We start from the raw sequence: 14997 nt of genomic DNA on the forward strand, positions 1-14997 counted from the left end.
CTCTTATGCCCCCGCGTGTTTGAGCTTCAAGGCATTGCCGGCAGCGGCCGGTCTTGGTAACGACATCAGTTGTTGGTCGGCGGTGGTTGGGGTTGGAAGGGTGTGTACCACCACCAGTCGGCGCGCTCGCCGGTGGGCCCCGGGCAGGGCGCCACCGCCGGCAGGGGTTTGGTTGGTGGGCGCGCCAGTGACCCCGGGCTCAGTGGTCGGCCGACGTCGTCGCTGACGAGGAGTGCGCCGACGGGTCCGGTAATCGTGATGACACCACGATGATGCAATCGGTGATGATATGGGCAGAGCAGCACCAGGTTGGCCAATTCCGTGGGGCCGCCGTCTTCCCAATGCTCGAGGTGATGGGCGTGCAGACCGCGGGTGGCGCCACAGCCGGGCACCACACAGCTGCGGTCGCGATACTCGAGTGCGCGGCGCAGCCGCCGGTTGATCAGCCGGGTCGCCCGCCCGGCACCGATGACCTCGCCGTGGCGTTCGAACCACACTTCACAGGTGGCATCACAGGTCAGGTAACGACGTTCGGCGTCGGACAGCAGCGGACCCAGATGCAAGGCGCCAACGCGCTGCTCGACGTCGAGGTGTACCACCACAGTGGTGTGCTGCCCATGGGGGCGGCGGGTCGCCTCGGCGTCCCACCCGGCCTCGATGAGGCGCATAAACGCCTCACCAGTGCTCGGCAACGGCGGCGCCTGATCGCTGACGCCCTCGCCGTGATCGCGCCTCCACTGGGCGATCAGCGCATCCCGATGAGACGCCAACGCGGCGTCGAACTTCGCCGCATCCAGGTGCGGCAAGGTGATCCGATAGCAGCTGCCCTGCTCGTTGGTGGTCGTGGTGATCGACCGCTCGAGCTCGGGCTCGGCCTCGGGCCGAGGCTCGGGTTCGGGTCGCGGTTCCAGCTTCACCGCGGTACGCAGCTGAGTGACGGTTGCCACCGCGGCCAGCTGCGCGTAGTGCGCATCAGATCCCTGACCGGCACGCGCCGCGATCACCCCGACCTGATCCAGCGACAGCCGGCCCTCCCGCATACCTTGGGCGCAGCGTGGAAACTCCTGCACCCGGCGCGCGACGGTGGTGATCGTGTGGGCATTGGCCGGCGAGCAGCCCGTCTTCCAGGCCACCAACGCCGGCACCGACCGCGCACCGGTAACACCACCGAGCTCGTCGCGATCAATCTCGGCCACGATCTCCACGATGCGCCCATCAATCGCGTTGCGGTGACCGCACAACTCCGCCAACTCCCCGAACAACACCTCAAGACGCTCGCTCGCGGTCACCCCCACGGCGTCAGCAGATGCGGTCAACGACATGACCACATCATCGCAGCCACCACCGACAAAACCGGACCGTGAGACCCGCGCTGAATGCGCCAATTCAGGTTCTCGCGAGCAGACACAAAATCGCGTGCGCGCGATCCGTTTGCGTGCGGTTTTGCGTCTGCTCATGCGGGCGAGCGCTCAGGCGTGGCGCGTGGCCTCTTGGGCAAGCTGGACGCGCGAAGCCAGGCCAAGCTTGGTGTAGATGTGAGTGAGGTGGGTCTCGACCGTGCGCGGTGAGATGAAGAGCCTTGTGGCGATGTCCTTGTTGCCCAAGCCCTCGCTGACGAGCCGGACGACGTCGAGTTCCGCCGGAGTGAGCGACGCCCAGCCGGTGGACGGGCGCTTGCGTTCGCCGCGGCCGCGCCGCGCGTAGGCGATCGCCTCCTCGGTGGACAACGCGGCGCCCTCGGCCCAGGCGGCGTCGAAGTCGTTCGGGTCCATGGCATCTCGCAGCGCCGTGACCGACGCTTCGTAGTCGGCTTCGCGTACCGCGTACCGCACCTCGCCGGTGCGCCGCCGGACGCCCTCCGCCGCACCGAAGAGCCGGGCTGCCTCGAAATAACTCTCGGCTCGCGCGGCCAGACGAGCTAGACAGTCGAAGATGTCGGGCACGCCTAGCTGTGCTCCTGTGTCGGCCGCGCACGCCAGCGCGTCGTGCGCGTCACGCTCGGCCGCTTCTGCCTCGTCCTCTACGAGCGCAACGCGGGCACGGGCATTCAACGCCATTACCCGAAACATCCCTCGGGTTGAGGACACCGCTCGATCGGCCGAGAGCCGGGCCGCAACGACATCGCCTGCGGCAAGCTCGGTTTCGGCTCGCCACGGCATGTTCGTCATATTGAAATCGGCACCAGGTAGGCGGCTATAGCCCTGTGTGAGGGCGTCCTTCGCTGCGGCGACGTCGCCCGCGGCCAGGTGTGCGGCACCTAACGCGAGATAGCCGAGTCCCTCGACCGCCGCGCCGAGCTCGGCGGCGGACTCGATGGCCGTTTCGGCGGCGGCGAGCGCCTCCGTCCTCTTACCCTGCCACCCAAGGACAAAGCTTTGCGTCATCAGGGCGTTGAACCGGGTCAACTGGTCGCCGGCAGCATCGGCGTCGGCGATCAACTCCCGGAATTCGTCCTCGGCGCCTTGGAGGTCGCCACGCATCGCCCGACCTCCGGCGATCCCCCATAGGCGGCACTGACCCGAGGCGACCCGGTCACCGATCGCGTCGGCAAGGTCACGCCCTTCTTCGGCCGCACACTCTGATATCGGCAGGCCAGCGATCATGGTCGCGTACGCCTGGAAGCCCAGCAGCTGACTCAGCCTCCATTTGTCGCCCAGGGCGCGCGCCGACTCGATGGCCTCGGCGAAGTATGTCGCCGCCTGATCGGGCTTGAACGCGGCCGTACCCACGCAGCCGGTGAGGGCCCGGACCAATAAGGAGGGGTTGTCGAGCTGGCGCGCGATCGCAAGCGCCTCGGCGGCCTGTTCCTGCCGCTGCGGCATGCCCACCCACCCGTCCAACAGGGCCACGTCGGCCAGCGCCCGCGCCAGTACCGCCGGCGCCACCTCCCCGTCGACGGTCTTCAGGTCGGCCAGCGCCTCGTCGATCCAACTCATCCCTTCGCGTAGGCGGCCGCGCGTGAGCCACAGCGGCTGCAGCGACGAAGCGAGCTGCAGCGCGAGCTCGAGGTCGAGGTTTTCGCGGCTCCAGGCGAACGCCGCTCGCAGGTTATCGATCTCGGCTTCTATCTGCTCGACACGTCCCTGGTGGCCGGTCTCCGCTGGGGCGTCGAGCAGGGCGGCCATCGCGGTGTAGTAGTCGCGGTGACGCGCCCGCACGGCATCGGCTTCGCCGGACTCGCCGAGCTTTTCCAGCGCGTACTGCCGTACGGTTTCGAGCAGCCGGTACCGCGTTCGGCCGCCGGTGTTGTCCGCCACCACCAGCGATTTGTCCACCAGCAGGGTGAGCTGATCGAGGACCTGGTAGCGCTCGACTTCCGTGCCGCCGGCCACGGCACGGGCCGCGGCGAGATCGAAGCCACCCATGAACGGCGCAAGCCGGCGAAACAGCACCCGCTCGGACTCGGTCAGCAGGGCGTGGGACCAATCCACCGAGGCGCGCAACGTCTGCTGACGGCGCACCGCGGTGCGCCGACCGCCGGTCAACAGCCGGAAGCGGTCGTTCAAGCTGTCCACGATCTCCTCGAGTGACAGCGCCCGCACCCGTGCGGCCGCCAGTTCGATGGCGAGCGGCATGCCGTCGAGGCGACGGCAGATCTCCTGCACCGCGTGCAGGTTCTCATCGGTCATCATGAAATCGGATCGCACCCGGCGGGCCCGTTCCGCGAACAACTCGACCGCCTCGTCGTCCACGGAGAGGGACGGCACCCGCCAAATGACCTCGCCGTCGACGCCGATCGGCTCGCGACTCGTCGCCAATAGCGCCAAGCCGGGACAGGCGCTCAACAGCGCGGTGGTCAGCTCGGCAACCCCCTCCAGCAGGTGCTCGCAGTTGTCGAGAACGACCAACATCCGTCGGCCTGCAATGAACCGGATCAGCGTCGCGGTTGTGGAATGCCCCGGTTGTTCCTGCAGGCCGAGGGCACCCGCCATCGCGACCGGCACCAGATCGGGGTCGGCGATCGGCGCCAGGTCGACGTACCAGACTCCGTCATCGAAATCGCCGGTCATCTGGCCCGCTACCTGGATGGCCAGCCGGGTTTTGCCCACGCCGCCCGCGCCGGTCAAGGTCACCAGCCGGTTGGCGGCGAGGCTCTGCCGCACATCGTCGATCTCCGCGCCACGGCCGACGAAACTCGTCAGCGGTACCGGCAAATGCTCAGCGGCAACGGATTTCGATGTTCGAAGGGGCGGGAAGTCGTTGCGAATATCCGAATGACAGAGCTGCACCGCCCGTTCGGGACGGGCGACGCCGCGCAGTTCGTGCCTGCCGAGATCGGTCAGCCACGCGTTGGCCGGAAGCGCATCGGCCACCAAATCCTCGGTGGTACCCGAGAGCAACGTCTGGCCGCCGTGGCCAAGGTCTCGTAGGCGCGCAGTCCGATTGATCGTGGAGCCCACGTAGTTACCTTCATCGCGCAACTGCACCTCGCCGGTATGCACGCCGATGCGCAATCGGATCGGGGCCAGCGGCGCCCGTTGCAATGCCAAGGCGCACGCGACCGCCTCGGTTGCGCGGGCGAACGCAACCACGAAGCTGTCGCCCTCCCCCTGTTCGACGGGCCGCACCCCGCCATACGTGTCGAGCAACTCAGCCAGCGTGCGGTCCAGGCGAGCAAACGCGGCCGTCATCGCCTCGGGCTCGCTCTCCCACAGCCGCGTCGAGCCCTCGACGTCCGCGAGCAGCAGCGTCACCGTTCCAGTTGGCAGCACGTCGCTCCAGTTCAACTCCGCGCGCGGGTCAGTTTCGGTCATGCTAGCCAGCATCTCGGGACGGTGAACCGCAAACATCGGGGAAATCCCGTATCTGGCCCTGGCCGCGGTCCCGCGTCGACGAAACGTCGCGCCAGCCGCCCAACCCGCTCATATCCGCGACCGGCCGGCCGCCCAGTTACGGGTTCTCCCCAGTCTGACGCTCCGAAAATTGCACAGTCGAATCGGACGCACAGGCCGAGGAGGACCGCCATGACCGTGATCATCAACAGCGCTCCGAGCGAGCACTGAACCGGCAGTGCCCCCGCCGCGTGTGTGAGCGCTATCCGTGGCGCCACCGGAAACTTCGCCACCTCGAAAGTTACGTGGATCCACCCTGGCCGAGCACCTGGCCGGTGAACGCCTAAGTGATATCTCGCAACATAATTCGCGTTCACTGCGCGAAAGTGGCGCCGAGCGATCTAGAATCCCGCTTGTGATGACCCCGTCTTACCCCTGGGGGGGCGATCGAGGGCAAATTGCGCGGCACCTTCGGCTGCCGTATCAGACGCTCCGCCAACGGCGGGCGCGACGTTTGTGCCACAGTTTCGAACGGGTGGGCGTTCGGACGGCACCGGAGCGGCTGCGGGCAATGCTCGATGGCGCGCCGCTGGCGGCACACGAAATGATCAACGTGAACTTCGCGTTGATCGCGATCCGGCTCGACCGCGAATCGCGCGCGGCGCGCTACAAGCGGTTGAAGAAGCGCGGCGCCCGTTCGCTGTTGTTCGCGGGCCTGGTCATGGTGGTGCTCAACTTCTTGATGTGCATGGCCTACGTGTTGCTGAACCTGGCGGAGTCGGCGCCTTTGTAGGGCTTCAGCGCGGTGCGACGATGCCGTTGTCGTAGGCGTAGACGATCGCGGCGGCCCGGTCCCGCAGATCGAGCTTTCCGAAGATCCGCCCGACGTGGCTTTTGACCGTGACGCCTGAGATGCACAATTTGTCGGCGATCTCCGTATTCGACAGACCCTGGCCGATCAACGTCAGGACGTCGAGTTCGCGGCTGGTCAGCTCCCCGATCGCGGCGCCGCGGGGACCGGGAGCGGCCTCGCGGTACGTGGTGAGCACGCGCGAGGTGACCGCGGGATCGAGATAGCTGTCGCCCCTGGCAACAGCCCGCACCGCGCGGATCAGTTCCTCGGCGGACGAGTCTTTGAGCACGAAACCGGCCGCGCCGGCACGCAGTGCTCCCGATAACAGCTCGTCCTCGTTGAAGGTCGTCAGGGCGAGTACCGGCGGCCGGCCGCCCAGCCTGCGCGTCGCCTCAATCCCGTCGACGCGGCGCATCCGCAGATCCATCACGACGACGTCGGGCCGGTGCTCGGCCACCGCGCCCGGCACCTCGTCACCGTCGGCGCACTCCGCGACGATGGCGAAACCGTCCTTGCGGCGCAGGATCCGGCGCAGGCCCGAGCGCACCAAGTCCTGGTCGTCGACGAGCAGCACGGTGATCTCGGGCGTTGCGTCGATCATGCCTTGCACCACCATTGGCGCCAGGCGGCGTCGCCTTCGTGCAACGGGATTTCGGCGCACACCGCCCACCCGTCGCCGGTGGGGCCCACGTCGATGGCCCCGCCGAGCAGCTCGACCCGCTGGCGCATGCCACGCACGCCGCGGCCCTCGACCGATTGCGCGGCCACCACCGCCGCGGGAAGCCGGTTGGTGATGGCGAGTCTCGCCGAGGCCGACGAGATATCCAACATGACACCGGCTTTCGATTCCGGAGCATGCTTGGCGATGTTGGCCAGTGACTCCTGGGTAATGCGGTATAGCGCGAGGCCGGCTGCCGCGGACACGTGATCGGTAGGCCCTTCGACGCAGAGCGAGACGGACAGACCGGCCCGCTGGAAACCCTCGACCAGCACCGAGATGTCGTCGATGCCGGGTTCGGGAGCGGTCTGCGCGGTCTTGGCCGGCCAGTTGTCGAGCAGTCCGACGGTACGTCGGATGTCTGCCATCGCCTGGCGGCCCAGCCGCTCGGCCTGCTCCAGGGCGTCGACCGCGTCATCGACGTCGCGGTCCTGCTGCAGCGCGCGGCGCGCACCGGTCACGTGCAACAGAGTGATGCTCAGCGAATGGGCGATGACATCGTGTACTTCGCGCGCGATGCGGCGACGTTCGTCGGCGGCGGCGTGCTCGGCCAACATGTCCTGCGCCGCAATCTGTTCCGCCAGCAGCAGCCGCTGGGTGCGCATCAGGTAACCGAGCAGCCAGCCCGTCCCGATGAAACCCAGGTACAGCACCACAGCGTCCAGGCGGTGCAGGGCGGACGCGGTGAGCAACATCGCGACGGCCGACATGGTTGCCAGCAAGCCGCCCAAGACTGATGCCAACGTCGAGACCACCAAGACCATCAACACCAAGAGCGCCGGTGCGAAATCGGCGTGAATGGGCGTGGACGTGCCGAACAGCGTCAGCGCGGTGGACGCCGACCAGGTTGCCCACAACGGCAACGGGGTGATCTTCGTGTTGAACACGAAAAACGCCACCTCGGGCGACAGGGCTATGGCGAACGCAGTCAGCGCCACGGGCAGATCGGCGGCGGGCCGTTGCAGCGTCCCGATCGTGCCGCCGAGCAAAAGCGAGACATCGACGGCGATCAAGGCCGCCCACGTGATACCGACGGGAATCAGCTCGCTTCGTCGACGCACCTGTTCCCGCAGGTAATTCGCTGCGGCATGCAACATCGTCCAATCCTAAAAGAGCTCGGCGCCTCATCACATCCTCCTGCGGTCGGCATGCGTCTCCGCCCGTGGTAGGAGACAAAGACTGCACTTCGGCACGACGCGCGCCGACCCTCTGCTCTCCTAGCGTCGAGTCATGACATGGACACTGCTGCACGACCGCATGGCCTTCATGGCCGAGGTGATACGAGCCGCCGAGACGGACCCCGAGGCGGCACTTGCGTTGATCGACAAGTCATCCGAGGTGCCCGAGCTGTTCGGCGACAAGGAGGGCTTGATGCTTTCACTCGGCCACCGATGGATCACGATGCTGGTGGCCAAACTGGATCAGGCGGCCTACGAGGGCGCTTCGGCCGAACAGGTGCGTGCCGATCTCGAAGCCGCCCATCCCGGGCTGCACGCGTTGGTGAAGATCGGCACCCGCTGCTCGCTGCGCGTGCGCTCCCTCACGCGTGGTGAGCATGTGGCCGTGGGCTTGTTCGGCGGGCCCACCAGTGATCGGCAGACCGTTGCATGACCGAACGGGCAGCCTTGCGCGTCTGACCAGCCGGTACGCGGTCCTCGTCGCCGGCCTATGGGTCCTGGCGGCGGGAATCGCTAATGTGGCGGTCCCGCAATTGGAGCGGGTCGTGGACTCCCATGCCCGGTCCTTCATGCCGACCGGCGCGCCGAGCGCGGTGGCCGCCGCCCGGGCCGCCCGGCTATTCAACCAGACGCCCAGCAATAACTTCGTTTACGTTGTGCTGGAACGCAATCAGCGGCTGGCGCCGCAGGATCGCCGGTTCTACGATGCGCTGACGACATCGCTCGGCTCGGATCGGCGCCACGTGTATGCGGTGACCGACCTGTGGTCGCAGCAGGCCACCGCCGCCGGCGCGCAGAGCCCGGACGGCAAGGCGGTCAGCGTGATGGTGCGGCTGGCCGGGATGCTGGGCACCGCGCAGGCGCGTGATTCGGTGAACGCCGTGCGCGGGGCCGTCCAAAAGCTCTCACCGCCGCCGGGCCTGGTAGTCCATGTCACGGGTCCCGGTGCCACAATCGTCGACGAATTCTCCGCGATCGATCGGCAGATGCTCAAAATCACCGGCGCCACCATCGGGCTCATTCTGCTATTGCTGCTGGTGGTCTACCGATCACCCATCCCAGCCGCGATCCCGCTGATCTCGGTCGGACTCGCGCTGGCTCTGGCTCGCGCCGTCGTCGCCGCCCTAGGCCAGGCCAATGTGGTTGAGGTGTCGCTTTTTTCGGTGGCGCTCATGGCCGCCATGACATTGGGCGCGGGGACCGACTACGCGATCTTCCTGGTGGGCCGCTACCACGAAGGCCGGCGCCGCGGCGTGGCTCCGACCCAGGCGTTGACGCAGGCCTACCGGTCCATCGCGCCCGTGGTAATTGGATCGGCGCTCACCGTGTCGGTGGCACTGGCGTGCCTGGTCTTCGCGAAGGTGGGCGCCTTCCGCAGCGCCGGGTTGCCCTGCGCGATCGGCATTCTGGCGACCATGGTCGCGGCACTGACCCTGACGCCCGCGCTCATGAGCCTGGCGATACGCCGGGGGTATCTCGAGCCGCGTCCGTCGAAAACGGCGCATCGCTGGCGTCGTGTCGGAACGGCCGTGGCGCGGTGGCCCGGACCGATCCTGGTCACTGCGCTGGCGTCGACCCTGCTGGTCGCGTTGCCGTTGGTCGGCATGCGGGTCGGCTTCAACGAACCCGCTGCCACGCCGTCGTCCGCCGACTCTAACCGTGGTTATGCCAGCGCCGACCGGCATTTCGCGGCCAACGCACTGCTGCCCGATGTCATCGCAATCCAGGCCGACCACGACCTACGCAATCCAGCCGGCCTGATCGCCATCGAGCGAATCACCCGCCACATCATGGCCGTGCCCGGGGTGCGTGCGGTGCAATCCGCCAGCCGCCCCGATGGCAAGGTGCCCGAACAGGCGACGTTGAGCTATCAGGCCGGTGTGCTCGGCCGTCAGTTCGGTGAAACCATGGATTCGCTGACGCAGCGCCTCAAGCGAGTCTCCGAACTGGACAGTGCGCTGGCGCAGACCCAGGCTGCGGTCGACGGGTTGGGCAGCGGATTGCGCGGTGGCAGTGCCGGATTGGCCGACATGTCCGGCGCCGCGCAAGAAATGCGAGCCGGGATGGACGGACTGCAGCAAAATGTCACTACGGTGTCGGGTTACCTCGACCCGCTGCGGGACTTCGTCGGGCGCACCCCCGACTGCGCCACCAATCCGATCTGCTCGACAGTGGACCGGGTACTCCAGCCCGTCGATAGCCTGGTGCAGACATCCGCCGACCTGGGTTCGGGCGCGGCCAAGCTCACCAGCGGATCGAGCACGGCCGCCGCCGCGATGGCGACCCTGCCGCAGAGTGCGGCATCGATGCGAGATGCGTTGGGGCAAGCGCGTTCGGCCACGCACGACTTGTTGAGTCTGTCCGACGCGCTCGGGCCCCAAATGCACCGGCTGACCGATTACCTGAACGAGATCGCCACACAGTTTCAGGGCAGCGCAGCGGCGGACTTCTACATGCCGCAGCGGGCGTTGACCGACCCCCGGTACACCACGGCGCTGGGCCACCTGGTCTCAGAGAACGGCCGTGCCGCTTACCTGCTGGTGTATGGCGATGGGTCGGAGTGGGGTGCCGACGGTGTCGAGCGCGCGGGCCAGGTGCGCGCCGCCATCAGGGAGGCCACCAAGGAAGGCACCCTGACTCCGACCGAGGTCGACCTCGCCGGAGTTGGACCGGTAACCGCCGATCTGCAGCGTTTTGTCGCCGGGGACACCACGCTTCTGGTGTGTGCCGCACTGGTTCTCATCTTCCTCATCGTCACGGCCATGTTGCGCAGCCCGGTCGCGGGACTGGTCGTGGTCGGGACCGTCGTCACCTCCTACGCGTCGGCCGTCGGTGCCAGCGTGCTGATCTGGCAGCACCTGCTCCATCACGACCTGCACTGGGCCGTGGCCCCGATCGCCTTCATCGCGCTGACCGCCGTCGGCGCGGACTACAACCTGCTGCTGGCGTTGCGCATCAAACAGGAAGCGGCGGCGGGCCTGAAGACCGGCATCATCCGGGCGTTCGGCGGTACCGGCGGCGTGGTCACGATAGCGGGTGTCATCTTCGGACTGACCATGCTGGCGCTGCTGAGTAGCAGCGTGCTCAGCATCGCCCAGATCGGCACGACGATCGCGGTCGGATTGCTACTGGACACGCTGGTGGTGCGGACGTTCATCGTGCCGTCGATCGTGACGCTACTGGGCCGGTGGTTCTGGTGGCCGAGTCCGCTTCCCCGCCACACCGTCCCGTCGTCGATGAAAACGCCCGAGCCGCAGCTGGTTACTGCGGTGGCGGTGTAACCGACGAGGGCAGCCCGACCAGAACGCCTTCGACGTCTCCGTCGACGCTGACCAGCAGTCCGCGCCCCGGCGGCAGTGTTTGCGCGCGGACGTTTCGGTTGATCCGGTTCTGCGGATCGTTGTCCATGTACAGCTGCGCGACCTTCGCCGAGTTCTGGAAGCGCATCCATGGATCCATTTGCAGCGTAGCCCAGTTCGCGCTGTTGCGGGTGGTGAAGACGTGCAACCCGATCTGCCGCGCACGCTCCATCAGCTTCCAAAGCGCCGCGCCCACCGGGGGTTTGGGCGGGTAGCTCTGATCCGGGCGCAGGTCCTGGATGTCGTCGATGAGCACAAAGTGCCGCGGTCCTTCCCAGGGTTTGAGTGCGCGTAACTCCTCCTGACTCAGCCCTTTCGGGGGCAGCCGCGGCAGCAGGACCTGCTGGGCCAGTGCGGTGACCACCTCGTCGATCTCATCCTGGTCGTAGGCGTATGCGCGCACGTAACCCGGTCCGTGCAGATCCCGTAGACCGTGCGGTGCGGTCTTGGGGTCGATCAGCGTCAGCTGCGCTTCCTCGGGGCTGAATCGGTTCATGATCGCCTCACCAATGGCGACCAGCGACAGGGTTTTTCCGCACCCTTGCCGTCCCAAGATCATCAAACCGGGGCTCTCGCGCAGCCTGATGGGAACCGGGCCCAATTCGTGACGCTCGCCGATGGCGAAAGAGATCGACAGGTCATCGCCGCTGGGGTGCGCGGCCTCGTAGTCCAGAATCGCCTTCAGCGCCACCCGCTGCGGCAGGCGCTGCAGGGTGGCGTGCTTGGTGACTCCGGCGACATCCGCGATGCGTGCGCCGACGTCGACGATGCTCACTACCGCGCCGGTGTTCGGATCGGTCAGGGCCGGAACACCCACCCGTAGCTCGTGCAAGCTGTCGGTCAGGCCGAAGCCGGGCCGGTTCAGCGTCCGCCGCGCCGCGTCGCGTGACTCGAGCGACGAGTGGCCCATTTGACTTTCGCTCGGGTCGGCCAGCCGCAATTGGATGCGCGCGGTGGCGTTTTGCAGCAGGCTTTGTCGCTGGCCGTGAATCCAGCCGCCGGCGCTGCACATCAGGTACACCCCGTATTCGGGGCCGCGGCTGCTCAGCGAGATGATGCGGTCGCCCAGCACGGTGTCTTTCGAGTACAGGTCGTCGTAGTCATCGACCACCACGAAGACATCGCCGAACGGGTCGCCGGCGTCGGTGCCGCCCAATCCGTCGCTGCCCGGGCCGAATCGGCGCTCGCGGAAACCGTCGAGGTCGATCTTGAGGCGCCGGAACGAGTCCTCGCGGGCGTCGATCAACGCGTCCATGCTGCTTAAAATGCGCTCGATACCCTCGGCGTCCTTTGGCGAGACGATATCGGTGACGTGGGGCAACGATGCGGCCTGGGCGAGGGTGGCGCCGCCGATGCAGAAGAACGTCACGCGCGACGGGCTGTACATCGTTGCCGCCGAGCACATCAGCGTCATCAGCGTGGTGGTCTTGCCGCGCTGCTTGGCACCCACCACGATCACATTGCTGCGCAACGCATCCACCGCATGGACGATCTGCTTGGACTCTTCCGGGATGTCCATGACACCGACCGGGAACATCAACCCCGCGTTGTGTCCGTAGTCGACGTGCCAGGGTTTGCCGCGGTATCCCGCGACCAGGGCGTCGATGGACTCGGGCTCCTCCAATGGCTCCAGCCAAGGTCGGCGCGGTGAGCGGTGGGGCACGTCGTGCAACGACTCGCGCAGCACGTCGACGATCTTCTTCCGCTTGAAACCATCTTCGTAGTAGAGGAATTCGTCGGGCTCGGCGTCTACGGCGGCGGCTGCTTCCAACGCCGAGGCGTCGGAGGCGTCCAGTGGCTGGAATTGCCAGTTGTAAAGCCGCGGCTTGGTCAAGGTCATGTCGACGGTGGTGGCCACCTCCTTGGCCTTCGGCACCACAAAGGGGGCGGAAAGATAGAAGCAGCGGAATGGTTCGAGATCACGCGGTCCCACCTTCAGCAGGCCGAAACCGTTTTCCTTCGACGGTAGGTGGTAGGCGGCATCCGAGCCGATCACCTCGCGGCTGTCGTCGCCGGACTCGGCGCGCAGCGCGATGCGGAACGCGATGTTGGACTTGACCTTTTGCAGCGACGACAGGTCCAGCCGCTGCCCACCGAGCATGAAGAACACGTTGGCGCCGCGGCCCTCCTGGCCGATGTGGATGATGAGATTGATCCACTTCTCGTGGTTGGCGAACAGTTCCAGGTACTCATCGACGATGACGAGCAGGACCGGCACCGGGGGCAGATCCCGTCCGGCGAGCCGGATCTCTTCGTAGTCGTTGGCGTCGCGCGCGCCCACCGAAGTGAACAGCTCGTAGCGCTGCTTGATCTCACCGTCGATGACCCTGCGCATCCGCTCGGCCAGGTGCCGTTCGTCCTTGCCGAGGTTCGACAGCGCCGCCACCACATGGGGAATGCCCAAGATGTCCTGCGCCGCCGATTCGAATTTCATGTCGACGAAAATGACGTTGAACGTCTCCGGCGAGTGGGTCAGCGCGATGCCGTAGACCAACGACAGGAAGAATTCCGACTTACCCGAGCCACTGGTGCCGATGACCACCGAGTGGAACCCGAAGCCGCCGAAGTCTTTCGCACGGAGGATGATGTTCTGCAGCTCACCGTTGGGTTTGGCACCGACCGGGACCTCGCACCAACGCTCGTCGCCGCGCCCCCGCCGCTCGGACCATAACCGGTCGACATCCAGGTCGCGTGGGTCACCGATTCCCAGGGCCCGCAGCAGTTCGGTTGCGCCGCTGACCGAGTCGGCGATCTCACTGCGGCTCGTCGGCGACCAACGGGCCATGGCCCGCGCATACCGATAGGCGCGGTGCACGGAAAGCTGGTCGGCGTGGGCGAAAAACTTGTTACGCACCCGCAGCAGCGGTGCCGGGCGGTCGTCCTCGTCGTCGGCGTCGGAACCGACGCGGTGCAGAGCTATATCACCGTTAACCGCTCCCTTGGGCACGCTGTGGCGCTCGCTGAGATCGAAGACCTGGTCGTTGGCGAAGCCCACGCCGGTACCAATGCGGGAGGCGATGCGCAGCAAAGTGATTCCCGCCTTACCGACCTGCCCGACCACGCTCTCCCAGGCATCGGGGCTGCCGGTGTTGTCGTCGACGATCACCAGGTGCGGGCCAAGATCGACCATGTCCGTGCCGGTTTCCAGCGTCGAGCCCATCGCGGTGGGGCTGACCGCGGCTAGCGGCGCCCATGCGCCGCGTTTGCCCTTCATGTGCAGCTGGGCACCGAGCGTTTCTTCGAGTTCCTCGGGCGTGGCGAAGACCAGACGCCGGAACCCGCACGCGTCGAACAGCTCATCGTGCAGGTTGTGCGGCAGCCAGATGATCCACGACCACACCTCGGGGTTACGGGTCACCACGAGCAGCTTGACGTCGCGCGGGTTGTGGAACACCGCCAGGGCGCACAGCACTGAGCGCATCAGCGAGCGCAGCCGATCCAGATCCGCACCGACGAAGCTGAATCCGGGCGCCGAGCGTAGGTTGACCACCTTGGCGATATCGCGAATCTTGCGCTGCTCCAGGATGAAATCGCGAAGGGCCTGCCCCGTGACGGGCTCTAGCTCCTCATCGGAGGCGATGTCGGGCCATGTCACTGACAGTACCGAGTCGGGTGCGTGTTGAACACCCGTGCCTAGGCGCACCTCCAGGAAGTCCGCGTCGGCGCGCCCGCGTTCCCACATCCTGGGGCCGCCGATGATGGCACCGAGCCCGCGGGGATCGGAGTGCACGGAGTTCTGCCATTCACGTTGCGCGCACACGGCGGTCTGGATCTCATCGCGGTTACTGTCAAGCTCACGAAGATAGCGGCGGCGGCCCTTTTCCATTTCGCCCCAAGTGATCTTGCGGGCACGCCCGAAGCGGCCGGAGAATGCCAGCATGCTGAAGGCGCCGATGCCCATCAGGGGGAAGAAGCCGGTGGTCAGGCTGCGCACACCCGAGACGTACAGCATGACGATGGTGCCGATGAGCGCGACGATCAGCGCCGGCACTCCGATCATCACCCAAATGTTGCGAGGCTCGCGTTCCGGCAGCGCGATCGGCGCACTGGGTGCTACCCGCACCGGTTTCGGCGGCTCGATCCTGACACGGTTGATGGGGAATGCTTTTTTGGACAT

8 protein-coding genes are annotated in these 14997 nt (G+C 66.7%); 3 read left to right on the plus strand and 5 right to left on the minus strand.

The features are described 5' to 3' along the window. Nucleotides 1-65: 65 nt before the first annotated feature. Together AC5Y4F_RS25125 and AC5Y4F_RS25130 are read right to left on the minus strand one after the other, a co-directional pair. Entirely contained in the window at nt 66-1322 is a 1257-nt protein-coding gene (locus AC5Y4F_RS25125) for an HNH endonuclease signature motif containing protein (RefSeq protein ID WP_499999282.1), read from the minus strand. Between the two features lie 147 nt (nt 1323-1469). Continuing rightward, a complete protein-coding gene (locus AC5Y4F_RS25130) occupies nt 1470-4754 on the minus strand; it encodes a helix-turn-helix transcriptional regulator (RefSeq protein ID WP_499999283.1) in 3285 nt (1094 codons plus the stop codon). A gap of 553 nt (nt 4755-5307) precedes the next feature. Here AC5Y4F_RS25130 and AC5Y4F_RS25135 point away from each other — a divergent pair. Continuing rightward, nucleotides 5308-5565, plus strand: coding sequence for a hypothetical protein (locus AC5Y4F_RS25135; RefSeq protein WP_067930661.1), 258 nt, complete (start codon nt 5308-5310; stop codon nt 5563-5565). Nucleotides 5566-5569: 4 nt separating this feature from the next. Here AC5Y4F_RS25135 and AC5Y4F_RS25140 read toward each other — a convergent pair whose 3' ends face one another. Next, a complete protein-coding gene (locus tag AC5Y4F_RS25140; RefSeq protein WP_067930769.1) occupies nt 5570-6226 on the minus strand; it encodes a response regulator transcription factor in 657 nt (218 codons plus the stop codon). Beyond that, nucleotides 6223-7440: a sensor histidine kinase gene (locus AC5Y4F_RS25145; RefSeq protein ID WP_067930664.1), complete on the minus strand. Its 1218-nt coding sequence runs from the start codon at nt 7438-7440 to the stop codon at nt 6223-6225. Before AC5Y4F_RS25145 ends, AC5Y4F_RS25140 begins: the two co-directional genes overlap by 4 nt. A gap of 133 nt (nt 7441-7573) precedes the next feature. Here AC5Y4F_RS25145 and AC5Y4F_RS25150 point away from each other — a divergent pair, with 133 nt between their 5' ends. After that, entirely contained in the window at nt 7574-7954 is a 381-nt protein-coding gene (locus AC5Y4F_RS25150) for a hypothetical protein (protein ID WP_067930667.1), read from the plus strand. After that, the gene (locus AC5Y4F_RS25155; RefSeq protein ID WP_499999284.1) at nt 7947-10802 is read left to right on the plus strand and encodes an MMPL/RND family transporter; all 2856 of its coding nucleotides are present in this window, start codon (nt 7947-7949) and stop codon (nt 10800-10802) included. Before AC5Y4F_RS25150 ends, AC5Y4F_RS25155 begins: the two co-directional genes overlap by 8 nt. Here the strand turns inward: AC5Y4F_RS25155 and eccCa are convergent. Beyond that, on the minus strand, nt 10783-14997 hold the full coding sequence (gene eccCa / locus AC5Y4F_RS25160; protein ID WP_499999285.1) for a type VII secretion protein EccCa: 4215 nt from the start codon (nt 14995-14997) through the stop codon (nt 10783-10785). The genes AC5Y4F_RS25155 and eccCa overlap by 20 nt on opposite strands.

It is taken from the genome of Mycobacterium sp. NGS56, assembly GCF_059812425.1.